Source organism: Azospirillum sp. HJ39 (genome assembly GCF_041507355.1).
GTDB lineage: Bacteria > Pseudomonadota > Alphaproteobacteria > Azospirillales > Azospirillaceae > Azospirillum > Azospirillum thiophilum.
In genome coordinates this window covers 53953-77749 of the sequence record NZ_CP167907.1, presented here as the reverse complement: position 1 = coordinate 77749, position 23797 = coordinate 53953, and the positions used below count along the sequence as shown (strand labels likewise).

Sequence of the window (23797 nt, the reverse complement as noted above, 5' to 3'; positions counted from 1 at the left end):
CCGGCAGCGTCGGGGCCGCCGGTCGCTGAGCATCAGCCGCGCTTCCAAGGCGCGCGGGCCGGGGCGCCGGCAGCGGGCGGCTGGGCCTGATACCCCTGCTGGGCCGGGGGCTGCTGCTGGTATGCCTGCTGAGGCGCCTGCTGGTAACCGCCCTGCTGGCCGACCGGCGGAGCGTATTGCTGCTGCGGAGGCTGCTGCTGGTAACCGCCCTGCTGGGGCGGCGGGTTGGCCGGGCCGCGCTGGGCCGGGGCGGCACCGCCGGCGCCGACTGGCTTGTAGCCCTTCACCTCGTTGCTGGCGTCGTACTGCTTGCCGGTCTGCGTATCGGTGTGCGGCGGCTTGACGACCACCTTGGCCAGCATCGGGTGGAAGTGCAGTTGCTCGCTGTCCTCGACCACCATCACGCCGGTGGCGTGACAGATCGCCGACAGGGTGCGGTTGGCGATCTCGACCGTCTTCTGGTTCGGATTCCAAAGATTCAGGCGATCGAACAGCCGCTTGCCGGTGTGCTCGCCGTCCAGAATCTCCATCTCCAGGGCCAGATACGAGCCGGTGCCGGCACTGGTCGGCTTGGAATCGGACTGGACGATCTGGACCACATAGTCGCCCGGCGGCAGGACTTCGAACGGGGCGGCCGGGTCGACATCGTGGGCGTTGAACTGGAGGCCAAGCTGGGCCATCGGAAACTCCTGTGCAATGGCGGTGTGCGGATAGTCCTATTAGGACTATTTGCGGGCGTGGAAAGGGCGGTTAAGAGGCGACCGCCTTGACGAGTTCGGCGTAGCCGAGGCTCATGTCGATCTGGTCGGGCAGCGGGTACCGGCACTTGGCCAGGAACGCGGGGCGCTCCTCGGTGAAGATAAGCCGCTCGCCGCGGCCGACACCTCTGGTGACGGTTTTCTTGAAGCCGACGTCGGATTTGACCGTGCTGGTCCGATAGTTCGCGAACAGCAGAGCATCGCAATGCTCGATCATCTTGGCCTTCGCGAGCTTGTGCAGCTTGATCTCGTACCGATCGGACGGCTCGGAATCGGGCGGCGTGGTCTTGTTCACGACGGCGTGCGCAAGCTGGATGACGGCGATGTTCTTGTCATCGCGCAGTGCGTTGACGGCCTCGATGTATTCCTTCCACACATCGATGGTGGCGAGATAGCCGCGGCCGAAGTCCGGTTGCTCGATCGTCTTCCAGTTGTTGCGGCGGCACGTTTCCGCCCACACCAGCGGCTCCAGCCAGTCGAGGCTGTCCACAACGACCGTCTCGAACTCGTTGCTGTTCTCGTAGATCACGCCGAAGGCGTCGATCACGTCGTTGAAGGTGATGCCCTTCTGGTAAAGCTCGAAGTGCGGAACATCCAGCTTTCCCAGACCGTTTTCGATGCACAGCACCACCGGTCTGTTGGAGCCGACCGTTCCTGGATCACGGAGCCGTTCGCGTCGAACTGACACCCGGTCGCCCAGTGCGTCTTGCCGATGCCACCCGACGCATAGAGGATCACGCGCGGCGGCTTGATCTCGTTCTTGCGTTTCAGCGACGACAGATTGATCGCCATCGCTTACGCTCCCGCCTTGGCCGCGGCGACCAGGGCCGTCTCGCGGTCCTGCGCGGCGCTGTAGACGCGCTCGCGGATCGCCATCGGCCACTCGCAGACCTGCTCGTTGACACCCATCAGCTTGTCGAGTTCCGGCTCGGTCGTGCAGGCGTTGATGAGTTCGATCATCTTCGCCTCGGCGTTCTCCATGGCGGCGTAGGTCGAGAAGACCGTGCCGTCGGGCTTCAGCACCGGGATGCGGCCAGCGATGACCGGCGGCGGGACGGTTGATTCCGGTGCGGCGGCCGGCGGGACGGCGTGGGCCGGGGCCGGCTCGGGCTTCCTGGACCACGGCGGCGGGGCCTTGGTCTGGGCGGCGGCCTGCGTCGGCGGCTGGGTGGCGACCGGCTGCGGAGCGGGGGTGGGCTGGGTCAGCGGAATGACCTGCACCGTGACGTCGGCCTGGCCGGTCACGACGGCGCCCGTTGGCACGCCCTGCGCGGCGATGGCGTCCTCCAGGTCGATCTGCTGCTCGCCCGTCACAACGGCCGGCGGTTCGCCCCCCTGCTGCTGGGCGGCGGCCTCGGCGGCGCGGGCGGCTTCCATCTCGGCCTTGGTGCGGCGACGGCGGCGCGTCGCGGCCTGTTCCGCGGTCTCCGGCTGGACAGCCTCGGCGGGCTCCGGTTCTGCACCGGCCGCAACCACCTGCGCGTCGACCTGGAAGTCGATGCCGTCCACCGACCCTGCGGTCTGCCGCAGGGCGATGATGCGGTCTTCGACGCCCGCGATCACGCGGGCCTGCTCGAACAGGCCGGCGGGCAGCGGCACGCGGCCGGTGATGGTGATCAGGAGTTCCTGCTGCAGATTGCTGCTCATCAGGCGACGATCCTCTTGTTGCAGTTGCGGATGGCGGCCACGATGTCGCCGGCCAATGTCGGGTCGGCGGCGTTCAGCGCGGTCGCAATGCGGTTGTTGAGGTGGGTCAGCAGGGCCGCACCGATGGTCGGGTTGGTCTCGGTCGGCACGGCCGGCGGGAGGAGCGCCAGCACGCGGATGCCGTCGGCTTCCAGGTGGCCGGCCGGGTGGGGCCGGAACTCGATGGAGCGGGGATTCTCCATCACTCCGGCTCCTTCTTCGTGATCCGGTACTTGGCGGCGCCCGGCTTGACGGTGCGCGCCGGCTCGAACAGCTTGCGGATGCGCTCGGGCCACGCCTTGAACTTGGTCTCGCCGACCTTGTAGGCGGTCTCGACGTATTCGCGCGGCTTCTCGCCAGCAGCCTGGAGCGCCAGGACCGCGGTGCCGATTTTGGCCTGATCCCACTCGACCTTCTTTTCCAGATCGCACTCGATCAGGAACTGCTCGTCGGCCTCGACCTTCTCCAGGCGGACCGCGCCGAAGTCCTTGCCGTCATCCTTGCGAAGCTTGGCGGCATCCGCCTGGAACCGCAGGTCCAGCGCGGCGCTGAGCCACGCCTTGGCGCGCTTCAGGTTGGTCTCGGCGGTGGCGATATCCTCCTGGAGGCCAAGAAGCTGATCCAGCGGCTTGTCCAGGCTGAGGGCGATCGGCAGATCACCAAGCTGGTCCATCGTCAGCTTGTTCGTGGTCATGCTGTCCTTCCGGGGGTTGGGCCGGCGCAACATCGTGCGCCGGCCGTGGATTCAACGTAGCGGGTGGGTCGGAGGATGAATAGTTCTTTATGGACTTTTTATCCTCGCGAAAAAGGGTTAGGCGCGGGTGGTGGTCGGCGGGGCCGGGATCTCGTGCGGCAGAGCGAGCCGGACGTGGGTGCAGAGGCGCGCGCCGCACCCACCCTTGCCGACGACTTCGCCCTGCTCGCCCAGCAGCACCTCGTCCAGTTCGATGCGACCGCTCTCGTTGACCCACCACGCCAGCGGGCCGGTACCCGGCTCCCCGCGGAAATCGTCGACGCGCACCCACCCCGGCTCGGTGGAGGCAACGCCGGCGGCACGGTCCAGCCGCTCGATCTCGGCCGCGATCAGCGCGCCAGCCTTGACCAGATCGCGGCGCGGGTCGGTGGGCTTCCACCAAGCCGCCGACCAGGGCCAGATGAAGCGAGCTTTGGTCTTGTCACCGTTGGCGGACAGGGCGTACGCCGCCGCGGCGCGGGACATCTCGCTGTTGTCGTGCTCGTCATCGTGCTCGGGCGTCCAGCCCTCGGCTTCGATCTGCCGACGGCGCTCGGCCGCGATATCGTTGATGGCGCTCATTGCGCGCTCCTGTGAGTTATGCGCTCCACCGGGACGGGCTTGCTGCCGAAGGCAACGCTGTGCAACCGACCGGCCGTCCAGGCGCCCGCGAGAATCAGCAGCACGATGCCGACGTAGGTGGAGCAGTGGATGATGAAGCGGTTCATCCCGGCACGCGCTCGCCGGGCAGGGTCTTGCGGAACTGGAGCCAGCCAGTGAAATTGCCCTGGAGATAGCGGCAGCCCCAGCGCGGGCGCGTACCCGCCCCACCATGCAGATCGACGTCAGGCGTGGCCTGATGCTCGGCCGGGCTGGCGTGCATCGGCTGGCTGCCGATCAGCCGGTCGGCTCGTGCCAATTCGGATTCGATGTCCGCAGCGCCGTCGAACGGCTTGTAGCTGATGCGGGCGCAGCGGGCGACGGACAGCGGCAGGATGAAGGCCCGATAGCCGTCCTGCTCATCGAAATTGTCGTAATTGCAGAGTTTGGACGCGAAGATGCGGCCGATCTCGTCCTGCTCCACGTAGGGCGTGTGCCATTGCCCAGGCCGCAGCAGACGCGGCATGCTGGCCTGCTGTGCTTCCCACATGGCGTCCGCCAGCACGCGGATTTCGGGCTGGGCGTCGGCATGTCGCCGCAGCGCGTAGAAGTTGGCCCAGTCGGTGGCGGTTACCAGCGTATGCGCCCAGGTGAACGGCTCGATCAGCCGGTTGACGACCTGCTTGTGGGCGCCGACGCCGGCAAGGGCTTCAGCATTGCGGGCGGCCATGCGGGCGGCGTAGCGCCACTGGTCGATGGCATCAGCCTTATCGGCCGGCAGCAATTCCTCAAATGCCTGCATGCCGGGCTGGTTCTTGCCCCAGTGGACCGGCATGGCCGGGTTCTCACGGATCTCCTTCAGCAGGACGGCGGTTGGGACGGCGCGGCTCGACCGCGTGTTGCGGCTGAACGCGCGGTGCGTGTTGATCTCCGGCAGCAAATAGCGCTGGTAAACGAGGTGCATCGTGGTGATGCGGATCCCTCGGTCGCTTATGCTGTCGGCAACGACGGTGGCGGAGATGCTCATTCCGACACCTCGCCTTTCGCCGCCCGGTTCGCGCCGGCAATCACCTGCTGGGGCGTGAGGCCGTGTTCGTCGCCGATCCGCTGCGCAGCCCGCCGCAAGCTGCCGGGCACGCTGGCGCCCACCCCGGCATACTTGTTGGCGCGGCGCATGCCGCCGCCGGTCCAGACGTGGTTACCGTCTCGCATGCCCGCGTGCAGCAGGGTGCGATCAGCCGCGTGGCTTCGCTTCATGGTGTTGGTCCCTGGTTGGGTGTGGTGGGCAGGCGGTCGACTGCGCACGACGCGCAGCCGACTTTTGGCGCCAGTAGCTCGCGACGATGCGCAGGCCAATCCAGCGCATCACCTGGGTTGGCGTGGAATTGCCGATGCCCTTGTAGCGCGGGCCATCTGCGGCCGGCTTGCCGCGGTAGATGATGTCGGTGTGACCGTCTGGGAAACCTTGAAGTCGCTCACATTCGGTTGGGGTGAGGCGGCGGACGATGTGCGCTGTGGCGACATTCCATTGCTTCACCGTCTCCAAAGTGCCGACGATCTCGGTACTTACTGACGGCGGCCGGCCATACCCGCGACCGTCATCGCCGCGAAAGCGATCTTGGAAGGTCACAACCGCTTGCTCGCCCGCGTCGGCGCCATAGTCCTTGCAGGAGAACGCGACCAAGTGGCTGTTGGGGTCGGTCCCGGTCGTCAGCGCATCCACACGGTCGCCCGTTTCCCAAGCGCCGCAGTTGCCGCTGGTGCGGTAGGCGATTGCTGGAGGGTGAGCGGACGCGGCTATCGGGTGACAAGCGTCGCCGGCCTTGGGGTGGCTGAAATTGCTCGGGCTGGTGATCTGGGTAGTATCAAACGGCAGCGGCTGCGCGATGAACGTTTCGCTCTCAAAGTCGAGCCGCCCATGCGGACCGCTGTGAGCGTTCACGGCGGTCGCCACGTCGATCGGGCCGGCGGTGTTATTGCCGCCGAACGCCAGCACCTGCGGCGCGTGATTTCCTCCCCGCTGGTGGACGGCCTGGATGGCGGGAGCCACGCCGTCCGGCAGGTAGACGCGGCTGGACTGGGGAAGGAATTCAGTTACTCCTCCGGCTCGTCCGTGGATGACGAGTCTTCCGTCCTTGGCGTCATTTTCGCCTGCGCCTCCAGAGCCTGCATCAATTGTTCCGGCAATTTCTTGCCCCGCTTTTCTGCGCGGCGGAGGATTCCAGCGCACGCCTTCTTGCTCAAGCAATATCGAGCGTGGATCGGCCCCGTTTCGAGGACATGCGACAACGAACACACGGAGCCTTCGTTGGGCCAGGCCAAAAAATTGGGCATCGAGACATCGCCACGCGACGATCCGCTTTGGTCCAACAACGTGACCAGCAACACTCCACTTTGGAACGTGTGTTCCCAACTTTTTGTTCCAGCGCCAGAACTTCCCGTTTTTTCCAGCGGCGGGGCGGGGGCCGGGTTCGGCGGGGGCGTCTCCTCCCGCCAGTCCAGAGATAAAGCATCCAAAGGCGTTGTCCTTAGAAGACAGCAAACCCGGTACATTCTCGTAGACAATGTAATCGGGGTCCGCATCGTCGCATATGTTGATAAATTTGATTGTCAGATTTCCGCGTGCGTCCTCAAGACCTTTTCGGAGTCCCGCGACTGAAAATGACTGACATGGACATCCACCAACCACTACATCTACGCCTCTATACTTTGTTCCATCAATCTTGGTCATGTCGCCGAGGTTCGGGACGTGCGGGAACCGGTGCGCCAGCACGGCCGAGGGGAATGCCTCGACCTCAGCGAACGCGACAGCCCGCATGCCCATCGGCTCCCAGGCGACGCTGGCCGCCTCAATTCCGCTACACACGCTCAAGAAGCGCATGTTGCGCCCCCATTCGGCAACTGGTTGGCTCGCGTAATCTGCGCCGGTGCCGCGTTCAGCGGGGTTACGGTCACGGTGAGGCCGGGGGTGACGGAATAGTGCTTCTCGAACTGGATCTCGACCACGACGGCGTCGTCGGACCAGACTACATCCTCGGTCACCTGCTTGCCGGCGATCTTGTGTTTCACTGAGTTCAGAGCGTCGAGCATCTTGATGATGTTGTCCGCGTCGGGCTTCACGGTGGGCCGGATCAGACCCAACAGCGCGGCGTCGCGCTTCCAGCGAGCCCAACTTTCCGGCACCTCTTCCTCGGCCAGCAGACACACGCGCACGGGTCCGGTAATAACCGACAGGCCAGCCGTCCGCATCGCGTGCTGGGCCGTCCGACGCAGGTCGGATTCGTAGGTGCGGGTCTGTCCCGGCGTGTAGGCGCGGCCGGTCCGCGTGTCGAAGCGGGGCCTCCCCTTCCCCTGCAGATCGCCGTCCAGTCGGATGCGGAGCATCACCGCCCTCCCGCCAGCCCGGCGCGCAGCGAGACGATCCGGGCCCGGATGTCGGCCGGCTCGTTGGGTGTCGCCTTCGGGGAGCCGTCGGCGATCTGCTGCAGCCGTTTCACCAGATCGGTGATCTCCAGCTCCGCGGCGGCTTTCTCGCGGGCGTTCATTTCGGCAGTCCCGCGACGGCTTCAGCCGGCAGCCAGTCGAGCACCGTTACGGCCCCGTCGGTGGCGCGCTAAATTTTGACCTGGGTGGTGGGGCGTGGCACGCGCTTGCTGTTCCGATACTTGTTGACGGCCGATTGGCTGATGCCGGCGCGTTCCGCGAACTGCACTTCGGTCATCTGCTTCTGGCGCAGGAACGTGTCGAGGTTCATGCATCCGATGTAGCGCAGACATTTTATGACTGAAAGGACTATTTCGGATGAGACATTGCGCTCACCCCCCATTGCAAACTATGACGCTCTGTACTAAGTTCTGACCAACAACCTGTTGATCAGGCTTAATTAATATCGGAGAACGCAATGACTAGTATTCCGAGGGAAGCGGTCGAGTTGATTGCTGCACGCAAGGAAAAGGGCCTAACTCAGGTAGAAATGGCTCGCGCTACAGACACCACCCAGTCGAACTATGCCAAGATGGAGCGCGGCGAGCGCCGCATTTCGCCCGAGTGGGCTACAAAGTTTGGCAAGGTGCTGGGCAAGGATCCTGCGCTCTTTCTTGCTAAGGAAGACCGGGAGATCGTCAACGCCATCACACAGGGCCGGGAAGCACCTACCCAGGTGCCTGCTCCTGCGGATTCCACCATCCCTGTGCGGACTTTTGCCTACCGCGGCAAGCCCGGCCCGGTACTGCTCGACAGCGACCATGCCGGCGCCTATCCAACTCCTCACTATCTGGCGGGCGTGAAGGATGCCTATGTGCTGGTGATGCCGGACGACAGCATGATGCCGCGGTACCGGCCTGGCCAACACCTGCACGTCAACCCACGCCGCACTGCCGCCCCCGGCGCCGCCGTGGTGGTGATGCTGAAGGACGGCGCGGGGATGGTGGCCGAGTTCGGCGGGTGGGCTAACGGCTCGCTGCTGCTCAGCACCTACACCGAGGGCGAGCGCGAGTTCGCCGCTGACGACGTCGAGGCGGTCCATCTGGTCGTCGGGAGTCAGGAGGCTCTGTAGCCTCCTGTTTTTTCTCTTGCATAAATAGTCTTATTTGTCATAGTCTCTGGTCATCGAACATCGCGCCCCGCCGAGTTGGAGAGATCGCCGGCCGGGCCATCGGAGACCACGACATGCAGCAGGGCAAGCGCAAGGGCGCGCCGGACAACGGCGCGACGAGGGAAGATCTGGCCATCCTGTGCTCGGTGCCGGGGGCGACCTACGCCCAGATCGGCGAGTTCTACGGACTGTCCGAGCGCTGGGCGCAGAAGTGGTGTAGCCGGTACGGCCTCAAGCCCACCGCCCCGCGCCCCCTGCCCCGCCCTTCCCTCCCCTCCCCTTCCAAGCCATCAACTCGAAGCTGGACGGCGGCCGAATTGGCGGAGGAGGCTCGACGCAGCGGCATGAGCCCGCGCCCGTGCCCCACCGCGTTCGCGGCGCCGTCCCGCATGGTTCGCGAGCGAAAGCCGAGTGATGTCATGCGGTTGCGCGAACACGCTCGCGCGATGGAGGAGGCGGTCGCCGCCCGCGCCTTCCGACAGTTCAACTTCAGCGCCGCCATGTCGGCGTGAAGGAGGTGACGCCATGACCACCTTCAACATCAACGGTCAGCTTCGCTTTCGCCTGACCGTCAGCGGTGAGCGGCACCTGCGCGACCACCTCGCCCGTGAGGCGCGGCTCTGCAATGCGGCCTCGCCTTTCAGTCGGAAGATCGCCGACGACGAGAGCATGCCGAAGCCGCTGCCGGACGGACGGGTCCAGATGACCGCCTGGGAGGTGTTTCACATCTTCGGCCCCCAATGCTTCATCGGCGCCGATCCCATGTTCGAGCGCAATGAGCTGGAGGTCATTCAGCCATGAAGGTCATCTTCCTCGACATCGACGGCCCGATGATCCCCGGCCGCGCCTACCTCCTGCCGGAGAACCACGGGACGCTGGTCACGCGGTTCGATCCAGTGGCGGTCGCCATGGTGCTGCGTCTGCTGCACCTTGCGCCGGCAAAGCTGGTAATCTCCAGCACCTGGCGCAAACACGGACGCGAGCGCATGGTCGCCGGCTTGGCCTGCAACGGCATATGCCCGGCGCATCTGCACGAGGACTGGTCGACCGGGCCACACCGCGATGGGCCGACCGGGCGCACGATGGAGATCCAGTCTTGGCTGGATCGGCACCCCGAAGTGGCCCACTACGTCGCCATCGACGACGAGGACGTCGTGCTCGACGGCGCCGTCCGCTGCACCATGCAGGACGGGCTTATGAAGGAGCACCTCAAGAAAGTCGGCCAACTGCTGGACATCGACAACATGCGCCTGCTCTGCGAGCGCCTGCCGGCTGCAGCATGATCGTCGCCGGCACCGGACACCGCCCGCAGAAGCTGGGCGGCTTCGGCCGCGCCACCCAGGCGCGCTTGCTGATGCTGGCGTCATGCTGGCTGACCGCCCGGCCCGATGTTACGCGCGTGATCAGCGGCATGGCGCTGGGGTGGGATCTGGCGCTCGCCCACACGGCAGTGCTGGCCGGCATCCCATTCACTGCCGCCGTCCCGTGTGACGCCCAGGAGAGCCGATGGCCGGCGCCGTCCCAGGCCTACTACCGTCGCCTGCTGACGCTGTCCGACGATGTCGTGGTGGTGTCGCCCGGCGGCTACGAGCCTTGGAAGATGCAGGTGCGGAACGAGTGGATGGTGGATCGCTGCGATCTACTGCTGGCCCTCTGGGACGGATCGCGCGGGGGGACGGCCAACTGCTGCTGGTATTCCGAGAGGGTCGAGCGGCCGATCGAGAATCTGTGGGACGAGTGGCTTCGACTGAACGACTCCGATTCGCGTTTGGCATCTAGCGACCGGCAGTAGTCACGGCACTTATCCCCTGGCATCTGGCGACCGTCGCGTTTATCCATTGGCATCTGGCGACCCATTCTTGGCATCTGGCGACCGCCGAATCGGCCGAATCCCGATTCCTCCACTGGCATCTGGCGACCATACTAATAGAAGATCTCTAGTAACTACCAATAGACCGGTCGCCAGATGCCAATCCGCATGGTCGCCAGATGCCAAATTGACCCGACACGGCTCGATGTGCACCATCGGACTGAGAGGTTAGCCATGGCTGAAATCCACGACCTGATCATTCATCACGGTGCCGAGCGTGCCCGGGAGATGGTGCCCGCCGAGCAGCGGCGCTATGTCGACATCGCCGCCGCCCTGATGGAGGAGGAGCGGCTTGCCATCGGCATCACCTATGCCGGTTTCTGCCTGACCAGCTTGCCGCACAAGCCCCGCCCAGCCGATGAGGTCTGGACCCGGCCTGGTGCCCGCGTGACGCTGATGATCTCTCCAGGCCATGTCCGGGACCAGGGCAAAACCGTGCCAATCGGCGTGCCATATGGCGCCAGAGCGCGGATGATCCTGTTCTATCTCCAGTCCGAGGCCCTGAAGCGTAGCACACGTGAGGTGGTGCTCGGCAGGTCGATGAACGAGTGGTTCGGACGCATGGGCGTGTCGGTGGGCGGCACTAGCTTTGCCGCTATCCGCGATCAAGCGCGGCGCATCAGCCGCTGCATCCTGACCTTCGACTGGAACGACAGCGCCGACCACGTCCAGTTCGGCATAGTCGACGGCGCGTTCAACCTCGGCGGCGAGGCGGCCGACGGCCGGCAAGGCAAGCTGTTCGAAGAGGTCGTCCATCTGTCGGAGGGCTTCTACTCTGCCCTGCGTGATCACCCGGTGCCGGTGCGCGATACCGCGCTGAAGGAGCTGTGTTCGCAGTCTATGGCGCTCGACGCCTATGTGTGGCTGGCCTACCGGCTGCACAGCCTATCGAAGCCCATGCCTATATCATGGCCGGCACTGTACCAGCAATTCGGCGGCGGATTCGCCCAGATGAAGCATTTCAAGCCGCGCTTCGTGGAAAGCCTGCGGGCGGCCCTGGCCGCCTACCCCGAGGCGCGCGTCGATCTTGACACGAACGGTCTCGTTCTGATCCCGTCTCCGCCACCGGTACCGAAGCTGACCGCGGCCTAACGGTCGCCAGATGCCAAGAGCGCCTCGGTCGCCAGATGCCAAACGAGACCCAACCACGAGGACACCATGGCTGTATTCGTATTTGCATCAACTAAGGGAGGGCCGGGCAAGACCACGACCGCGGCCTGCATTGCTCACCACTTCCTTCGCGAGGGTCACACCGTCAAGGCAATCGACAGCGACCCCAACCAGAATCTGGTCAAGCGGTTGAGCAAATCCGACGTACCGGTGGAGGTGGTCGAGGAGGAAGGGCTGCTGGCGGCGATTAAGGCAGCGCAGTCCGAGGCGGAAATCGTCGTGGTTGACGTTGCCGGCGTGCTGACCCGCGGGATGCTGTATGCGGTCGCGGCGGCCAGCGTGGTCATCATCCCATGCAGTCCGGATCGCAACGACGTGATCGAGGCGGTCAAGACCCAGATGATCATCCAGCAGGCCCAGGAGATCAAAGGGCGCGCAATCCCGCACGCTGCCCTGCTGACAAAGGTGAACCGACGCGCCCAGGTGACGGCGGAGACGATCGACCAATTGGCGGTGTTCAAGGTGCCCATGTTGACGGTCGACATCCCCATGCGGACCGCCTACCAGCAGGCGTCCTATACAGGCGTGCCGATTGCTGACAAAGCCGTCCAGGAAGACATTGCCGCCCTGGCCGATCAGATCGCCGACCTGATGGAGGCCGGCCATGCCGCCGCGTAAGAATGCCATGGCCGGAGTGGAGGTGGTTCACAAGCCCAAGCGCCGCACCTTCAAGGCGGAAGAGTTCGACCCGGAGCAGATCCGCAGCGAGATTGACCCGTTCGCCACCAAGTTGCCGAGCGTCGCAAAGCAGGCTGACCAGCCACCAACGCTGGACAATGGCACCGGCGAACTGGTGCTGGACATCGAGCGCAATCTGGAGACGGTCGATGACTTCTCCGGCGAGGTGGTTCGCCTGTGGGGTGCCGCCGGCCGTGCGTTCATCGAGACCGGCCGCGCGCTGAATCGAGCCAAGGAAAAGCTGGCCCACGGCGACTTCATGATGCTGACGTCCCAGCGCCTGCCCTTCTCGCACAACATCGCAGACCGGCTGATGGCCATTGCCCGGGCGGTGGACGAAGGTGTTTACCCGGCAGACGCGCTGCCTCCGAACTACACTGTCGCCTACCAGCTGGTCTCGCTCTACGACCACGAGCGGCCGGTGGCGCTGAAGGAGGGGCTGGTCACGCCTGCGGTTACCCGCCGAGCCATCGAGGAGTTCAAGAAGCGCATGCGCCAGCAGGACGACGACGCGGATGCTCGTGTGCGGGATCGGAAGCGGCTGGCGTCGCTGATCGGGCAGCGCGCCAGGATCGAGGCAGAGATCAAAGAGTTGCAGGAGCGGCTGGGCGAGGATGCGGACTGATTCAAAATTCTGTCCCGGGACAGAGTTTGGTAAGCGCTTGCGCACCATCCGTCTCAACGTAGCATCGGCGTGAAGAACATCCACCCCATCAGGCCGATGACCAGCGCCGCCCAGACGATGGCGCCGGACAGGAAGGCGAGCGACATCGTCACCGGCCCGGCTTCCGGCCGGAGAATGCCCAGAACATCACGGTGCCGCCCACGCGCCCCAGGCATCAAGTCTCTGCCACAGGGTAGTGATATGCTCCACCAGCGCATCCTTGCCGGCAGCATCGACGCAGGCAAGCGACGACGCGCCCGGCGCTGTGAAGATCGGCCCCGGCAGCAGGATAGGCGCCATCAGTTCGGCCGGCGGGACGGCGCGCTGAGCCACCGGCAATTCGACGCGCACCGGGTCGGAGGCGCAAGCGGCCAGCAGCAGGGCTGCGCCAAGGGTCACTTTGAAGTGAGCCATTCGTTCAAGTCCTTCACGGTGGCGGTCGCCGGTTTCGGGCGGGGCTTCAGTTTGTCGCGGGCGCGATCGCTGGCGGCCTGTGACGCTGCCAGTGCATCGGCCCGCATCTTCTCAACGGCAGCGTTCTGCGCCTCGATATCGGCCCGTAGCTTGCCGATCTGCGCGTCTCTCTCAGCGATGTCGGCCTTGAGCGATGAGCGGTCCAGCCATAGGGCGCCGATGACCAGCCCGGCCAGCATTGCAACAATTCCGGCCAGACCGAAGCGTGAGGCAATCAGCGAGGCGAGGAAGGTCATGCTGCCACCTTCCGGTCAGGAACCGCGGCGATCACCCCCGTCATCACGTAGCCGACCACCTCCAGCCAGAGGGACACATCCTCAGGGGTATAGTGCCCCAGGATGCGGGATATGACGGCCCCCACAGCAAGGCGGGTGGAAGGCTCGGAGAAGCGCGCGGCGGCATAAGTGGCAGCTGCGCGCCAGTCGGTTTCGGGCATGGCACCCTCCTTCGGGCATGAAAAAGCCCGCAGCCGGGATGGCGCGGGCGGGGTGTCGTGGTATGGTGCCGGTCTGCGAAGACGGTTCGGCCGTTCAGTGGCGGGGGAGCGCACGCTCAGCACGCTCACGTCGCAGATCGTGATCGCCGGACGACCGGGCAAACAGCGCAGCCGGCTCGCCGATCCCGCCTTGGCAGCGGGTACGGAATACGAGGTGGGGTGGCGTCACCTCCTGGCGGTCACACCTCCATAAACTCGGCCAGCCGGTTGAGCCAGCCAGCTGCGTTCAGCGCGTCATCCTCGGTGCGACCCCGCTTCCTGGCATCCCCGGTGATGAGCTGCCCATAGAACCGCATCCGCCGGGCGAAGACAGAGCGCCACAGCCCGGCCGCGTCGGCGCCGTTCACCGCCGCCAACGTCCTTGGCCCGACAGCGCCGTCGACCTTCAGCACCGGCCGGCCGGCCAGGTCGTTGACCGCATCCTGCAGCCATGCCCCGGCGCGGGCCGGGCCGTGGTTGACGGCGCTGTCGATCACCAGGGTGCGCAAGGCGCCGTCGGTGATGCCGGCAAAGCCCGGCTCCTCGATGTAGCGGGCGCGGTAGATCGTCCGCACCTCGTCCTCGTCCAGCGCGGCGACGTCGGCCGCCGTGACCGGGCGCTTCCGCCAGCCGGTCAGCGTCGTCAGGGTGATGCCGCCCTTGGTCGGCCCGCCGCGGTCGCTCGGCCGGTCGGTGTAGCAGGGCCAACCCTCCCGACGGAGGATGGTGTCGATGACGGCTTCGGTGGGGTCGCGCGGGATCGCCGCGTCGGTGGACGTGGTGGACATGGGGTTTCTCCCATTGGGGTAGAGAGGAAATGGAAAGGCGATTACCGGAAGCTGAGGCGGCCTGACGGCATGTCGGACTTCCTCCCTCAACTCGGGTGCCTGCTGGCGCCCTTCTTCTTTTCAGCTCTTGGGCTCGGGCTGGCCGAGCCGGAGGAAGCCGCCGCACATCGCGCGGCGAGCGGTTGCGAGGAGCTGGCCAAGCAGTAGGAGTGCGGCATCTCGGTTGCCGCCGCAGGCATCCAGTGCCTGCTGCACCTCCAACTCGGCCGGGGATGGCCTTTCGGGCATGGAAACCTCCAGGCATGAAAAAGGCGCCTTGTGGGCGCCTTTTGTGGTGACGTTGTCGTGCCTGTTTACGTGGGCACATATATCAAAGGACGCGTAACTGTCCCGCCGTCTGGGGTGCGCAAGCACCTTGGGCCGCCCTTTTGGTCATGGGGGTAGCCCGCCAGATGGACAATTCCGAGAGGCTCATGCGGGATCTGAGGGTCAAGTAAGACCCGCCCGTCGGGCGTGCAGAAGGGTTGTGCGCGGTAGCAGATCCAGTTGCACTTTGCCGGCATCAAGCTGGCCGCATTGCTGCCGCTACGCAAGACCACGTTAAGCGCTGTTTGCTCGCTGACAAACAATACGATCCGTTGAAATGAATCTGCGAGTGCATCAGCCCATGCCGCCCAATGCGGCGCATTGAAGCGCGCCGCAAAGACGCCGCAGTTGATGATGGGGTAATGGCAGAGTTTGCGAGCAATGCTGTCGTCGAAGCACTGCCTCAGCCAGCTGTATTGGTGGTTGAGATAAGCCTCTTCGCCATACATCGGGTCGTATGATCGGTCAACTTCCGGGACCGCTGCAAACCCCGAGGCCGCCGCGCCCTGGACCAGTAATTCAATCCCCCGCCAATCTTGAACCCATGTGTCGGCATCCAGCCACACGATGAATTCCGCATCAGTGACGTATTTCGGGAGATGAGGGCGAGACGCCATCGCCTTGAAGTACTCAGGTGGCTGCTGTTTAAAAGCAAAATCCCAGTCCGGAACCACGCAGCGCGCGCCGTGGTCATTCAGCCACGCCTTGGTATTTTCGCTCAGCCCCAGGTCAAGCACCACAATCGGCACACCCAGACTTTGGCGATGGCTTCTGATTGAGAGAATTAAGCCTTCTAGTATATCCCTGTATGTCTCATTGGCGGCGGTTACGATGGAAATGGCTTGCATAACCTAATCATCCTGTGATTTAGGGAGGACTCAGAATCACTACTGTTCAATACGATGATCAGATAAAAAGCAAGCCCGCGGGTGCCAGGATCGTGAAGCGCACGACTTACCAAGCGATAGTCTTGGTTTCGTCATTCGACCAGGTAAGTCCGAAGATTGATGCGAGGCGGGTCCATGTCGCGAGATCCTGCGACCCTTCGATATAAAACCCAGCGGGCGCTCCGCCGCCGTAACCCGATGACATGACTATGCCACTGATGCCGAGGGCCGATCCCGGTCCGAAATAAAGCTGGATCGTTGGAAATCCTTCGGTCACGCCCGAGTCCCAAAATGTTCCGGTACCGCCGTCAAATGCCCGGTACGCTTCAAATCCAGCCCCATTGTAGGATGAAGCAGAAGCCACAAGCGGAGACGGCGAGGTGTCGCCAGTCATCGACACTGCCGGAAGCTGCGCACCGCCTGACAGGAACTTGATTTCCTTGATGGAATAGGTCTGACTCGGTCCAGATTTGCCTTGACAGCTGACACGAAGCGCCGAAAATCCACGTCGCGTCGGCAGCGCGGCAGACATTGCAAGGGCATTGATCAACATGATCAGGCGTCCGTTTGGGCGTTGATGGTCAGGTACAGGCGAACGCCCAGCAGCCGGGCCGACGATGACAGCGTGTCGCCGCCGGCTGCCGCATCGCGGTAGACCTGAAAGATGACCGTATCCAGGGCCGCCGGGCTGCCTGCGATGGTCATGGCCGAAGTCGCGCTCGTCAGGTGGGCCTGCGACGCAGATTGCAACGCATCCGTCACGGTGACCGCAGAGCCGAAAGCCACGTCCAAAGCGTCGCCATCCCCCACGGCCAGGGCCTGGATGCCCCAGATGACGGAGCCGGAACCAGATGTCGCCGTCCATATGAATTGCGCCGTAACCGTCCCGCGATCCCAGCTTTTCGGCATGGCGACGGTGAACTGGCCATAATGCGCTGTGGACTGGTCAAAGTCGTAGCCGGCCAGCATCACCTTGTTGGTGGCTGTCTCCGTCGCATTGTAGACCGGTCCATTGGTTGTGCGGCCGACAAGCCCGATCGCGGGCAGCCAGATGGTGTGAAGCCCCTGCTGGATCGATGAAGCGACGCCAGCCTGCGCCGTGGCGAGGCTGGTCTGGAGGACCGGCACCGCGTCAGCGTTCTGCTTGTCGCGCGGACCCATCAGGCCGGCATTGTAGGGGCCTGCGAGAGGATAAGTCATACCTGGCGCCTCCGACGGGGGTTGGCGATGTCAGGCACGGTGAAAGGATCAGCGGCGGCGACGATGGCCGCCCAAGCGTCAGGATCAGCGCCAAGCCGGAGCGGGGCCGGATAGATGTTGAGATGGTAGCGCTCGTCTACAACGGCGGGCGTCACCACCTCCCCCGTCTCGGGATCGACCACAGGGGCCGTCAGAGCGAGCGGGCCGATGGGGTCCACATCACACACCGACGCGGCGATCAGCCAGCACAGCGCGCCGTCAGCATCAATGCCGCGCAGCATTGGCAGGGCCTCAACAAGCGCGCCCTCGACATCGGCGCGCAGACGTAGTGTTTGGGGCATTTCGGCCTCACGCAGTCATGAGTTGCAACGTGGGAGACGGACGGCGACGGGGCAGCACCACCACGCGCTTGACCCAGCGGCGTCCCAAATACTGGCTGCCGTCGGCGAGCAGCAGCCTCGACAGGCCAGAGGGCATCGCGACGGCAGCCGTCGTGACCGCTCCACCATCAGCGCAGAGCGCATAACTCCCGGCACCGAACGCCATGGCCTGTCGGTGGGTTACGCCATTCGCGAGGGTGGGACCACTGCTGTCCAGCACCTCCACGCCAGCCACATTGACCAGCATGTCGGCGGAGCCGGGGGAACCCCCGAGCGCAGAGCCAGTCCGCAGGTAAATGACGTTGGCTCCCGATCCATCGTCGACGCCGATGTTGGCCGACTGCGGCATGTCATCCCACTGCTGCTCGACGTAGATGGTACCTTCAGCAGAGTTCCAGCCGGGTATGCTCGACAGCTGGATCGTCATCACGTCAGCCGCGCGGGTCACCGGCGCGGTCGTCGTGGGGATTGCGGAGGAGGGAGCCGAGCCAGCCTCCAGCATCGCGCCCCATACCACAGCGGAGCCGGTCATCCCCGCCACCCATGTGACGCCGTCCGTGGATGCGCCAGGGTAGATCGAAACCGAGCAGTTCACACTACCAGTGGCGTTGTTCGCCAGTGACACCCACACGCGCCAATAGGCGCCGCAATCCTCCACCCCGATGCCGGCAGGAGGCTCCCCAGGGCGAGGGGTGAATATGCCGGTGTTGGTGTTTAGCGTGCCGGACCCGACCTTCAAGACGCCACCCGCGTACAGGATTTGAAAGCCGGGGAAGACAGTTGCTCCCGTCGTCTTGCGAAACCAGGCAGACGCAACCCTGATAGCTGTGTCATTGGCAACGGTGACGGTTTGCTGTCGCGACAGGAATCCCGCGCCGGTGGCTGTGAGAGTGTCCGCAGTCACCGAGCCGTCCGGCGCAACGTTGGTGTCCGGCGTGACCGTGACGGCGCCGCCCCACACCGTCGTAAAGTCAGACCATCGCAACAACAGGTTTGTGCGCGCCCCCTCAACGACCAAGCCTCGCAGCGCGCCCGTCGCTGGATCGTACTCGATGGGCGCCGAGCCGGCCGGCACATAGGTCAATAGGCCGTTCTGTGCCCACACCCACTTGCCGCTTGACCCGGTGATGACCCCAGCCGGGACCGCCGCCTGCCCACTGAAGGGGAAGTCGATGATGGGCGGGATGCCGGCGCGATCCACGACGTCCACCGATTGCATGATGCCAGCGGCGGTGTTGGCGGCGGCCACTGCGATGGCTGCTTGTTGCGTTGCCGTGTTGGCGGCGGTAGAGGCTGTGTTGGCGGCGGTCGAGGCAGACGCCTGCCTGCTGGTCACGTCCGTCTGGATTCCGGTGATATTTAGCAGCTTGGCGCCGACATCCACCATCACGTCGCTCAGCATGGGCAGCAGGCGCTTGCGCCAGCCGTAATTCCCCATGCCGGTGTTCGGATCGCTGTCGTCGGTGTAGGCGTTGCCGTTGGCGTTGACAGTGGTTGTCATGGCAGCACCTCTTCGTGCGCGAGCGGGATGGTGGCGCAACCGGGCGCCTGGTGATGGCTGGACGGGCCGGGGTCGGTGTTCCGTGCGAAGTAGCTGGTGCGCAGCCAGTTCTTTGGGTCGTCCGGCCGCTCGATCCACAGAAATGGCTCTGTGACATCGTTCGAGAACACGTCCTCAAAACCCTGCTCCATGGCCTCGGTGTAGGTCGTCATGGCGATCTGGCCGCGGAACGTGCGTGGCTTGTTGAGGCGCTCGAACCCCTTGCCGCCGCCCCAGTGTTCGACGCTCTTGGAGCGGATTCTGAAACCAAACTGAGAACCTGGAGCGTAGTTGGAAGCAAATTGCCAACCCTTGGCCATTTCCAACAGGCCGATGTCCAGGGTTGTGGAGGAATCAAACTCCAACGTGGCAACGACAAACAGATATGTCTGATCGAACAGAACCGGACGAGTCTTCACCTTCCACTTCGCAAGGTCCTCTTCGCTGTACTTGCCGGTCCACCACGTTTCGTCTTCCCACTCCGGCGTGTCGCCGTACACAACCGGCCAAACATCATCCCAACCAGGATTGTAACGCAGGTCCGAAAGCAACTCGTGCTGACCCACCCCTGCCGACGTGATGTCGACGGCACCCGTGCCGGCCGATGCCGCGGCGATGCTCTGGTGGAGTGTCAGCGTGTTGGCGTCGATCACGCGCACATAGTAGACCGTACCGTCCACTAACCCGCCCGGCAGCGCGCCGCCGACCGGCATGCGGTTCCAGACGGTCGCCGAGGTGCCGGTGGACAGGCCGTGTGCGGCGATGGTGATCCGGTCTGTGGACGGGTCGGCGGTGAACGCCTTGCCGGCATTGCCATACAGCCGCACGCGAAAGCGGTCGTCCAGGCCGCAGGTATGGTGCACGAATCCCATCAACATGGCCGCCCGCTCGTGGTCCAGCGTACCCTTGAAGCGGTTGGCGCGGAGCGTTGCTGCACCGGTGCGGCATACGAATGCGAGTTCGTCTTTGCTTAGATTCGTGACGGGATAATCGCCGACGTAGACCCCGTAGGCGGAATCCCAGGTGAAGAAGGGCGTGATCCGACGCACACCCTTCACAGCCTGGAATGAGGTCATGTCGGTGCGCCCCACAGGTCAAAGGTGACGGTGCCGGCACCCGTGTCGAACGAGACGCCCATCACCGTCACGAATTTGCCGAGATCAAGGCCGTAGCGCGCCACAGCCACCGAGACATCCTTGCCAAGCTGGATCGCGGACACCACGGATGGCGTGAGTTTAGCCGTCAGCTTGAGGCGGTCACGCTGCACCGAGTATATCGCGTACAGGGCTGCGGCGACCGCTGACGCGTCAGCCGCGTACCGTAGGTTCGTGACCCAGGTGTTTTCGAGCGCAACTCCCCACTTACCGATAACAGATGAGTCCTGCCCTGTGGCGGGATAGGCTACCAGCTGGTGCTTGCGCTTGAGTTTCTCGCGCACCGTCAGGCCTCCAACCGGATCTGCGGGGCTGGTCTTGTCGCCGAGCAGGTCGCCCTCCGACTGCTGCGTGTCGTTGGGCGCGAACTTGACCGCTACCCGACACAGCGGCACGCCGCGAGCCGCGTCGTTGGTCGCGATCAGGTCCAGCTTCACAATGTTGATGTCGGTCGCCTTTGCTCGCGTATCTCCGTCGAAGCGCCGGAACGTGGCCACTGCCGGGCCGGCCGGCGGCACAATGCGTCCGATGCGGAAGCGACCCATGCTGTCGTTCGCATACCAGCCCAGCACGTCGGGGCAGATCGCATCGAGCATGTCCTTGACCGACACGGCGCCCTGCACTGCGCCCCACTCGTCCGGGGCGTTGGGCTGGGCCAGGTCCTCTTCGGTCCCACCGCCCACTGCCAGAAATCCGCTCTCGTACGGAGCGGCAGCGTTCAGCACGTCGATGTCGGCCTGGACGATGTCGGAGGTGGTGTAGCCGGCGTCCACCAGCAGCGCGCGGCGAAACAGCGACCCGACATACCGATCAGCCGGCGTCGCCCCCTCCCACGCCTCCAGCGTCAGCCCCTTGGCCGGCCGGCTGCCGGGCCGGATGTAGAATCCCTCGCCGGCCACGTCATTGCCGAAGTAGTAATCCACCGTGTTCGGGGTCGGCATGGCGTATACGCTGTGCGTGCCGCTGCCGGTCGTAGTCATGTTGACCGCCGCCGTCCCCGCCACCGCGTCGGCTGCTGTCGGGTGGAAGCTGAAGGTGGCCGTGCTCAGCGTCCTGACGTAATAAGTGCCGTAGGCGACCAGACCGGCCGGTGGCACCCCGGTGGTGGAAACGGACACCGCCTGTCCGGTTGAGTAGCCGTGGCCGGCGCAGGTGGCGACGGCGGTCGGCATGCCGGAGACGGTGAACACCTGCGTGAACCCAACCAGCGCCGCCAAGCTGGTCTTCTGGCTGCCGAGCGCGATGACCTGCCCGCCGTCCTTGACCCACGACAACCCGTGCCCCTGGCGAGCGCTGACCAGCCAGATGTTCTTTGCCTCGTTCACCAACACCGGCTGGAAGTTGCTCCGAAACCCGCGTAACAGCGGCTTGAAGCGCCCCTTTATGTCATCGCCGCCTTCCACTCCGACCGGGCCCGAGTTGTTGCCCAGGAAGCGGTCGGCGATGATCGGGCGCCGCAGCTCGGCCATCCGGTCGCGGAAGCGCAGCACCACCACCGTGTCATCGGCCACGGCCTGCTCAATGGTACCGGTCAGGAAGGGTTGGAAGGCGCTGAATGTCGCCCCGTCGTCACCCACTAGAATCTGGCATTTCCGCTTGTACCAGCCGTAGGCGCGCAGGTGCTCACGCGCGCCGCCGGCATTGCCCACCGTGACGGCGGCCTGCCCGATGCTGGCGGCACCAAAGGTGCGACCATCACCGAAAATGCTGCTGCTACCGAGCGCGGTCGTGACGATGGCCGGGTCGAAGAAGACCGGGGCTGTGGGGTGGTTGTAGGCGCCCGTGCTGAAGCCCACGGTGCCGTCGGTGAAGGTCCATCCGGTCACCAAGCCGCTGCCGGCCGTTGCGACGACATTGATGCTCACCAGCCCATCGCCGATCGCCACAACCCGCCCCTCGACCCAGGTCGCCGGGTCGCCGGTCTTGATGGCGCGCAGCTTCATGCCCCAGGTCGGCTGCGGCGAGGCGGCCGCCAGCACCCAGGTCAGCACGCCGGTCACGACGGTGTTGGTCGACGCGCTGGTGGTGCCGAGATAGCACTGGGCGGTGATCAACCAGATCTGGTTCACGATGCCATCTCCATGATTTTGCTGGTCCGCAGGGCGTCGGCCGTGTTGGCGTGCCCTTCGATGTTCGCCTCAGCGGATTCGACGGTTGCGACCAGCAACTGGGCCTGCAGCGAGGCGTTTTGCCGGATCAGGCGTTCGACCTGTTCGGACAGCACGCGCCAGCCGTCCTGCCCACCGGACACCGTCGAGTAGGTGCCGCTGCGCATCGCTTCCAGGTCGCCCAGGTATTCGGCGGTCTGATGCGCCGGCATGACGTACTCGCCACCCGCGAGCGCAATTGACCCGCCACCGGCATAGCGGGCCAGCACGCTGTCCACATCCCAGGTGCCGTTGCCTACGATCCCGCCGTCCACGTAGGCGCCCACCAGCCCGCCGCGGCGCATCCATCCTCGCGACTGCCCATAGGTGCCCAACCAAGAAGAGAAGGCGTCACCAAGGCCGTGAGTCTGGATGTAAATGTTGGCGTTTACGTCATAGGAGCCAGAATAGCCCTTGCCGCCAAGCCAACCGAGCGCGGCGCTTGTAGCTTGATCATCCCACTTATCGTAGAAGCCACGGTCTTCAGGAGCGGCGTAGCTATACTTTCCATAATACTGGCCCGTATTGGAGGCGTATTTATACAGTGCCGCCAGCGAATCAACATCGCCACTGCTTCTGGCCGATTGCACCAGGGAATCGAGAATTGATCCAGACGAGGTATAAGGCGACAAGCTGCCAATGCTGGTGGACAGTCGGCCGAAAGCGGCCAGCGTCTGGGCCTTCAGGTCGTCGATTGATCCGACCTGAGCCTGGCCCCACTTGGCCGCCTCCGTGCGCTGACGCCGAAGCTCGTCGATCTGCTCCTGCTGGCGCTCCAGGCTGATCCTGGTGGAGTCGATCTGCTCCTCGGTCAGGCCGGAGATATTGTCCCAGACCGAGGTGACCCGCTCGAAGTCGGACGAGTTCGTGCTGCCGAAATACTGGTGGGCGAGGTCGATCTCCGTCTGACCGTAGGTCTGCAGCAGGACGGCCAGTCGCTCACGTTCGGCCTTCGGCAGGGTGGTGTCGTCGAACTTGGTCTTGGTCTCGTCGAACAGGCGGCGGGTCTCGTTCAGCCGAGCGTCGAAGCTGAGCGTCCTGCTGCGCCCGGACAGGCCAGCCGTGATGGGTGCGCTCCACTGGTGCCCGCCTATCGTCGAGAGCCACTCGGTGTCCGATCGCCCGCGTCGATCTGATCCTGAATCCGCCGCCTGGGTCTGCCGGTCGGTGGCGGTGTAACTGTCCACCCGCTGGCTATCCGCCTCGCTCTGCTGACGCTCGGCCAACATCACCGTCCCCAGACCGGCCAAGCCGCCACGGTTCTTTCCAGCGTGGGTCGAAAAGCTGCTGCGGGGCGCTGATGTCGAAGCGCAGCAGATTGGTCAGTCGGTCCATGTGCCTTGAGCGCACAGGCCGCGGGTGCCCACGCCCCGCGTCGAAAGTGCTCAGGCGCGACCGCCGTGCGGAGCGTCTCCTCGGCCCGGCGGCAGCGACCGCCTGGTTCTCGAGCGCCTGTGTGTGGGTGATAATGGCCGCTGTCGCCTCGTCGTAGGCCCCCTTCACCTGCTCCGCCTGCCGCGTGACGCCCGCCCTGTCCTCCGCCTGGCGCTTGACGATGGTCCCCTGCGCCGAGGTAGTGGCGATCGAGGTGGGAGCCGTTAGCCTTGCGCTGTTCCTACTCGTTGGAGCCGAG

35 protein-coding genes are annotated in these 23797 nt (G+C 64.8%); 9 read left to right on the top strand and 26 right to left on the bottom strand.

Annotated features, from left to right (window positions below):
- Positions 1-32: 32 nt before the first annotated feature.
- The 14 genes from ABMY26_RS07005 to ABMY26_RS06940 all read right to left on the bottom strand — a co-directional run bounded on the left by ABMY26_RS07005 (position 33) and on the right by ABMY26_RS06940 (position 7531).
- Positions 33-680, bottom strand: coding sequence for a DUF669 domain-containing protein (locus ABMY26_RS07005; protein ID WP_372395208.1), 648 nt, complete (start codon positions 678-680; stop codon positions 33-35).
- Between the two features lie 70 nt (positions 681-750).
- Entirely contained in the window at positions 751-1386 is a 636-nt protein-coding gene (locus ABMY26_RS07000; RefSeq protein ID WP_372395207.1) for an ATP-binding protein, read from the bottom strand.
- On the bottom strand, positions 1302-1550 hold the full coding sequence (locus tag ABMY26_RS06995; protein ID WP_372395206.1) for a hypothetical protein: 249 nt from the start codon (positions 1548-1550) through the stop codon (positions 1302-1304). Before ABMY26_RS06995 ends, ABMY26_RS07000 begins: the two co-directional genes overlap by 85 nt.
- 3 nt (positions 1551-1553) lie before the next feature.
- Positions 1554-2405 carry a hypothetical protein gene (locus tag ABMY26_RS06990; protein ID WP_372395205.1) on the bottom strand — a complete coding sequence of 284 codons (852 nt, stop codon included), beginning with the start codon at positions 2403-2405 and terminating at the stop codon, positions 1554-1556.
- Positions 2405-2647 carry a hypothetical protein gene (locus ABMY26_RS06985; RefSeq protein WP_372395204.1) on the bottom strand — a complete coding sequence of 81 codons (243 nt, stop codon included), beginning with the start codon at positions 2645-2647 and terminating at the stop codon, positions 2405-2407. Before ABMY26_RS06985 ends, ABMY26_RS06990 begins: the two co-directional genes overlap by 1 nt.
- Positions 2647-3138 (bottom strand): hypothetical protein, encoded by a 492-nt coding sequence (locus ABMY26_RS06980; protein WP_372395203.1) that lies wholly within the window; start codon positions 3136-3138, stop codon positions 2647-2649. Before ABMY26_RS06980 ends, ABMY26_RS06985 begins: the two co-directional genes overlap by 1 nt.
- Positions 3139-3255: 117 nt before the next feature.
- Positions 3256-3759, bottom strand: coding sequence for a hypothetical protein (locus tag ABMY26_RS06975; RefSeq protein ID WP_372395202.1), 504 nt, complete (start codon positions 3757-3759; stop codon positions 3256-3258).
- Positions 3756-3905: a hypothetical protein gene (locus ABMY26_RS06970; protein ID WP_372395201.1), complete on the bottom strand. Its 150-nt coding sequence runs from the start codon at positions 3903-3905 to the stop codon at positions 3756-3758. The genes ABMY26_RS06975 and ABMY26_RS06970 overlap by 4 nt, the downstream gene beginning before the upstream one ends.
- Positions 3902-4804 carry an FAD-dependent thymidylate synthase gene (locus tag ABMY26_RS06965; protein WP_372395200.1) on the bottom strand — a complete coding sequence of 301 codons (903 nt, stop codon included), beginning with the start codon at positions 4802-4804 and terminating at the stop codon, positions 3902-3904. Before ABMY26_RS06965 ends, ABMY26_RS06970 begins: the two co-directional genes overlap by 4 nt.
- Positions 4801-5034 (bottom strand): hypothetical protein, encoded by a 234-nt coding sequence (locus ABMY26_RS06960; RefSeq protein WP_372395199.1) that lies wholly within the window; start codon positions 5032-5034, stop codon positions 4801-4803. The genes ABMY26_RS06965 and ABMY26_RS06960 overlap by 4 nt, the downstream gene beginning before the upstream one ends.
- On the bottom strand, positions 5012-6658 hold the full coding sequence (locus ABMY26_RS06955; protein ID WP_372395198.1) for a DNA cytosine methyltransferase: 1647 nt from the start codon (positions 6656-6658) through the stop codon (positions 5012-5014). The genes ABMY26_RS06960 and ABMY26_RS06955 overlap by 23 nt, the downstream gene beginning before the upstream one ends.
- A complete protein-coding gene (locus tag ABMY26_RS06950) occupies positions 6646-7161 on the bottom strand; it encodes a RusA family crossover junction endodeoxyribonuclease (RefSeq protein WP_372395197.1) in 516 nt (171 codons plus the stop codon). Before ABMY26_RS06950 ends, ABMY26_RS06955 begins: the two co-directional genes overlap by 13 nt.
- Entirely contained in the window at positions 7161-7322 is a 162-nt protein-coding gene (locus ABMY26_RS06945; protein WP_372395196.1) for a hypothetical protein, read from the bottom strand. Before ABMY26_RS06945 ends, ABMY26_RS06950 begins: the two co-directional genes overlap by 1 nt.
- A gap of 68 nt (positions 7323-7390) precedes the next feature.
- On the bottom strand, positions 7391-7531 hold the full coding sequence (locus ABMY26_RS06940) for a helix-turn-helix domain-containing protein (protein ID WP_372395195.1): 141 nt from the start codon (positions 7529-7531) through the stop codon (positions 7391-7393).
- A 147-nt stretch (positions 7532-7678) separates the two neighbouring features.
- On the opposite strand from ABMY26_RS06940, the gene ABMY26_RS06935 reads away from it, so the two are divergent.
- The 8 genes from ABMY26_RS06935 to ABMY26_RS06900 all read left to right on the top strand — a co-directional run bounded on the left by ABMY26_RS06935 (position 7679) and on the right by ABMY26_RS06900 (position 12714).
- Positions 7679-8332 (top strand): helix-turn-helix domain-containing protein, encoded by a 654-nt coding sequence (locus ABMY26_RS06935; protein WP_372395194.1) that lies wholly within the window; start codon positions 7679-7681, stop codon positions 8330-8332.
- Between the two features lie 113 nt (positions 8333-8445).
- A complete protein-coding gene (locus tag ABMY26_RS06930) occupies positions 8446-8883 on the top strand; it encodes a hypothetical protein (protein ID WP_372395193.1) in 438 nt (145 codons plus the stop codon).
- Positions 8884-8896: 13 nt separating this feature from the next.
- A complete protein-coding gene (locus ABMY26_RS06925) occupies positions 8897-9172 on the top strand; it encodes a hypothetical protein (protein WP_372395192.1) in 276 nt (91 codons plus the stop codon).
- A complete protein-coding gene (locus ABMY26_RS06920) occupies positions 9169-9654 on the top strand; it encodes an HAD domain-containing protein (protein WP_372395191.1) in 486 nt (161 codons plus the stop codon). The genes ABMY26_RS06925 and ABMY26_RS06920 overlap by 4 nt, the downstream gene beginning before the upstream one ends.
- A complete protein-coding gene (locus tag ABMY26_RS06915) occupies positions 9651-10163 on the top strand; it encodes an SLOG family protein (protein ID WP_372395190.1) in 513 nt (170 codons plus the stop codon). Before ABMY26_RS06920 ends, ABMY26_RS06915 begins: the two co-directional genes overlap by 4 nt.
- 252 nt (positions 10164-10415) lie before the next feature.
- Complete coding sequence (locus ABMY26_RS06910; protein ID WP_372395189.1) at positions 10416-11333, top strand: replication protein RepA; 918 nt, start codon at positions 10416-10418, stop codon at positions 11331-11333.
- Between the two features lie 66 nt (positions 11334-11399).
- The gene (locus tag ABMY26_RS06905) at positions 11400-12029 is read left to right on the top strand and encodes a ParA family protein (protein ID WP_372395188.1); all 630 of its coding nucleotides are present in this window, start codon (positions 11400-11402) and stop codon (positions 12027-12029) included.
- A complete protein-coding gene (locus ABMY26_RS06900) occupies positions 12016-12714 on the top strand; it encodes a DUF3102 domain-containing protein (RefSeq protein ID WP_372395187.1) in 699 nt (232 codons plus the stop codon). The genes ABMY26_RS06905 and ABMY26_RS06900 overlap by 14 nt, the downstream gene beginning before the upstream one ends.
- A 186-nt stretch (positions 12715-12900) precedes the next feature.
- Here ABMY26_RS06900 and ABMY26_RS06895 read toward each other — a convergent pair whose 3' ends face one another.
- From ABMY26_RS06895 to ABMY26_RS06880, 4 genes are all read right to left on the bottom strand, one after another.
- Complete coding sequence (locus tag ABMY26_RS06895) at positions 12901-13167, bottom strand: hypothetical protein (protein ID WP_372395186.1); 267 nt, start codon at positions 13165-13167, stop codon at positions 12901-12903.
- The gene (locus ABMY26_RS06890; RefSeq protein WP_372395185.1) at positions 13149-13463 is read right to left on the bottom strand and encodes a hypothetical protein; all 315 of its coding nucleotides are present in this window, start codon (positions 13461-13463) and stop codon (positions 13149-13151) included. Before ABMY26_RS06890 ends, ABMY26_RS06895 begins: the two co-directional genes overlap by 19 nt.
- Positions 13460-13663 carry a hypothetical protein gene (locus ABMY26_RS06885; RefSeq protein WP_372395184.1) on the bottom strand — a complete coding sequence of 68 codons (204 nt, stop codon included), beginning with the start codon at positions 13661-13663 and terminating at the stop codon, positions 13460-13462. Before ABMY26_RS06885 ends, ABMY26_RS06890 begins: the two co-directional genes overlap by 4 nt.
- A gap of 239 nt (positions 13664-13902) precedes the next feature.
- Entirely contained in the window at positions 13903-14490 is a 588-nt protein-coding gene (locus ABMY26_RS06880; RefSeq protein WP_372395183.1) for a glycoside hydrolase family 108 protein, read from the bottom strand.
- Positions 14491-14559: 69 nt separating this feature from the next.
- Here ABMY26_RS06880 and ABMY26_RS06875 point away from each other — a divergent pair, with 69 nt between their 5' ends.
- Positions 14560-14697, top strand: coding sequence for a hypothetical protein (locus tag ABMY26_RS06875; RefSeq protein WP_372395182.1), 138 nt, complete (start codon positions 14560-14562; stop codon positions 14695-14697).
- 146 nt (positions 14698-14843) lie between these two features.
- Here ABMY26_RS06875 and ABMY26_RS06870 read toward each other — a convergent pair whose 3' ends face one another.
- From ABMY26_RS06870 to ABMY26_RS06835, 8 genes are all read right to left on the bottom strand, one after another.
- On the bottom strand, positions 14844-15704 hold the full coding sequence (locus tag ABMY26_RS06870; RefSeq protein ID WP_372395181.1) for a hypothetical protein: 861 nt from the start codon (positions 15702-15704) through the stop codon (positions 14844-14846).
- Positions 15705-15810: 106 nt separating this feature from the next.
- Positions 15811-16296: a discoidin domain-containing protein gene (locus ABMY26_RS06865; RefSeq protein WP_372395180.1), complete on the bottom strand. Its 486-nt coding sequence runs from the start codon at positions 16294-16296 to the stop codon at positions 15811-15813.
- Positions 16297-16298: 2 nt separating this feature from the next.
- Complete coding sequence (locus ABMY26_RS06860; protein ID WP_372395179.1) at positions 16299-16943, bottom strand: hypothetical protein; 645 nt, start codon at positions 16941-16943, stop codon at positions 16299-16301.
- The gene (locus ABMY26_RS06855) at positions 16940-17284 is read right to left on the bottom strand and encodes a hypothetical protein (protein WP_372395178.1); all 345 of its coding nucleotides are present in this window, start codon (positions 17282-17284) and stop codon (positions 16940-16942) included. Before ABMY26_RS06855 ends, ABMY26_RS06860 begins: the two co-directional genes overlap by 4 nt.
- Before the next feature lie 7 nt (positions 17285-17291).
- Positions 17292-18824 (bottom strand): hypothetical protein, encoded by a 1533-nt coding sequence (locus tag ABMY26_RS06850; RefSeq protein WP_372395177.1) that lies wholly within the window; start codon positions 18822-18824, stop codon positions 17292-17294.
- On the bottom strand, positions 18821-19939 hold the full coding sequence (locus tag ABMY26_RS06845; RefSeq protein ID WP_372395176.1) for a hypothetical protein: 1119 nt from the start codon (positions 19937-19939) through the stop codon (positions 18821-18823). The genes ABMY26_RS06850 and ABMY26_RS06845 overlap by 4 nt, the downstream gene beginning before the upstream one ends.
- Positions 19936-22086 carry a hypothetical protein gene (locus tag ABMY26_RS06840; RefSeq protein ID WP_372395175.1) on the bottom strand — a complete coding sequence of 717 codons (2151 nt, stop codon included), beginning with the start codon at positions 22084-22086 and terminating at the stop codon, positions 19936-19938. The genes ABMY26_RS06845 and ABMY26_RS06840 overlap by 4 nt, the downstream gene beginning before the upstream one ends.
- Entirely contained in the window at positions 22083-23414 is a 1332-nt protein-coding gene (locus tag ABMY26_RS06835) for a hypothetical protein (RefSeq protein WP_372395314.1), read from the bottom strand. The genes ABMY26_RS06840 and ABMY26_RS06835 overlap by 4 nt, the downstream gene beginning before the upstream one ends.
- Positions 23415-23797: the final 383 nt, after the last annotated feature.

What these genes read in the sequence shown, in the direction of transcription:
- ABMY26_RS07005 (WP_372395208.1), bottom strand. Translation starts at nt 680, where the DNA reads ATGGCCCAGCTTGGCCTCCAGTTCAACGCCCACGATGTCGACCCGGCC.
- ABMY26_RS06995 (WP_372395206.1), bottom strand. Translation starts at nt 1,550, where the DNA reads ATGGCGATCAATCTGTCGTCGCTGAAACGCAAGAACGAGATCAAGCCG.
- ABMY26_RS06990 (WP_372395205.1), bottom strand. Translation starts at nt 2,405, where the DNA reads ATGAGCAGCAATCTGCAGCAGGAACTCCTGATCACCATCACCGGCCGC.
- ABMY26_RS06985 (WP_372395204.1), bottom strand. Translation starts at nt 2,647, where the DNA reads ATGGAGAATCCCCGCTCCATCGAGTTCCGGCCCCACCCGGCCGGCCAC.
- ABMY26_RS06980 (WP_372395203.1), bottom strand. Translation starts at nt 3,138, where the DNA reads ATGACCACGAACAAGCTGACGATGGACCAGCTTGGTGATCTGCCGATC.
- ABMY26_RS06975 (WP_372395202.1), bottom strand. Translation starts at nt 3,759, where the DNA reads ATGAGCGCCATCAACGATATCGCGGCCGAGCGCCGTCGGCAGATCGAA.
- ABMY26_RS06970 (WP_372395201.1), bottom strand. Translation starts at nt 3,905, where the DNA reads ATGAACCGCTTCATCATCCACTGCTCCACCTACGTCGGCATCGTGCTG.
- ABMY26_RS06965 (WP_372395200.1), bottom strand. Translation starts at nt 4,804, where the DNA reads ATGAGCATCTCCGCCACCGTCGTTGCCGACAGCATAAGCGACCGAGGG.
- ABMY26_RS06960 (WP_372395199.1), bottom strand. Translation starts at nt 5,034, where the DNA reads ATGAAGCGAAGCCACGCGGCTGATCGCACCCTGCTGCACGCGGGCATG.
- ABMY26_RS06955 (WP_372395198.1), bottom strand. Translation starts at nt 6,658, where the DNA reads ATGCGCTTCTTGAGCGTGTGTAGCGGAATTGAGGCGGCCAGCGTCGCC.
- ABMY26_RS06950 (WP_372395197.1), bottom strand. Translation starts at nt 7,161, where the DNA reads ATGCTCCGCATCCGACTGGACGGCGATCTGCAGGGGAAGGGGAGGCCC.
- ABMY26_RS06945 (WP_372395196.1), bottom strand. Translation starts at nt 7,322, where the DNA reads ATGAACGCCCGCGAGAAAGCCGCCGCGGAGCTGGAGATCACCGATCTG.
- ABMY26_RS06940 (WP_372395195.1), bottom strand. Translation starts at nt 7,531, where the DNA reads ATGAACCTCGACACGTTCCTGCGCCAGAAGCAGATGACCGAAGTGCAG.
- ABMY26_RS06935 (WP_372395194.1), top strand. Translation starts at nt 7,679, where the DNA reads ATGACTAGTATTCCGAGGGAAGCGGTCGAGTTGATTGCTGCACGCAAG.
- ABMY26_RS06930 (WP_372395193.1), top strand. Translation starts at nt 8,446, where the DNA reads ATGCAGCAGGGCAAGCGCAAGGGCGCGCCGGACAACGGCGCGACGAGG.
- ABMY26_RS06925 (WP_372395192.1), top strand. Translation starts at nt 8,897, where the DNA reads ATGACCACCTTCAACATCAACGGTCAGCTTCGCTTTCGCCTGACCGTC.
- ABMY26_RS06920 (WP_372395191.1), top strand. Translation starts at nt 9,169, where the DNA reads ATGAAGGTCATCTTCCTCGACATCGACGGCCCGATGATCCCCGGCCGC.
- ABMY26_RS06915 (WP_372395190.1), top strand. Translation starts at nt 9,651, where the DNA reads ATGATCGTCGCCGGCACCGGACACCGCCCGCAGAAGCTGGGCGGCTTC.
- ABMY26_RS06910 (WP_372395189.1), top strand. Translation starts at nt 10,416, where the DNA reads ATGGCTGAAATCCACGACCTGATCATTCATCACGGTGCCGAGCGTGCC.
- ABMY26_RS06905 (WP_372395188.1), top strand. Translation starts at nt 11,400, where the DNA reads ATGGCTGTATTCGTATTTGCATCAACTAAGGGAGGGCCGGGCAAGACC.
- ABMY26_RS06900 (WP_372395187.1), top strand. Translation starts at nt 12,016, where the DNA reads ATGCCGCCGCGTAAGAATGCCATGGCCGGAGTGGAGGTGGTTCACAAG.
- ABMY26_RS06895 (WP_372395186.1), bottom strand. Translation starts at nt 13,167, where the DNA reads ATGGCTCACTTCAAAGTGACCCTTGGCGCAGCCCTGCTGCTGGCCGCT.
- ABMY26_RS06890 (WP_372395185.1), bottom strand. Translation starts at nt 13,463, where the DNA reads ATGACCTTCCTCGCCTCGCTGATTGCCTCACGCTTCGGTCTGGCCGGA.
- ABMY26_RS06885 (WP_372395184.1), bottom strand. Translation starts at nt 13,663, where the DNA reads ATGCCCGAAACCGACTGGCGCGCAGCTGCCACTTATGCCGCCGCGCGC.
- ABMY26_RS06880 (WP_372395183.1), bottom strand. Translation starts at nt 14,490, where the DNA reads ATGTCCACCACGTCCACCGACGCGGCGATCCCGCGCGACCCCACCGAA.
- ABMY26_RS06875 (WP_372395182.1), top strand. Translation starts at nt 14,560, where the DNA reads ATGTCGGACTTCCTCCCTCAACTCGGGTGCCTGCTGGCGCCCTTCTTC.
- ABMY26_RS06870 (WP_372395181.1), bottom strand. Translation starts at nt 15,704, where the DNA reads ATGCAAGCCATTTCCATCGTAACCGCCGCCAATGAGACATACAGGGAT.
- ABMY26_RS06865 (WP_372395180.1), bottom strand. Translation starts at nt 16,296, where the DNA reads ATGTTGATCAATGCCCTTGCAATGTCTGCCGCGCTGCCGACGCGACGT.
- ABMY26_RS06860 (WP_372395179.1), bottom strand. Translation starts at nt 16,943, where the DNA reads ATGACTTATCCTCTCGCAGGCCCCTACAATGCCGGCCTGATGGGTCCG.
- ABMY26_RS06855 (WP_372395178.1), bottom strand. Translation starts at nt 17,284, where the DNA reads ATGCCCCAAACACTACGTCTGCGCGCCGATGTCGAGGGCGCGCTTGTT.
- ABMY26_RS06850 (WP_372395177.1), bottom strand. Translation starts at nt 18,824, where the DNA reads ATGACAACCACTGTCAACGCCAACGGCAACGCCTACACCGACGACAGC.
- ABMY26_RS06845 (WP_372395176.1), bottom strand. Translation starts at nt 19,939, where the DNA reads ATGACCTCATTCCAGGCTGTGAAGGGTGTGCGTCGGATCACGCCCTTC.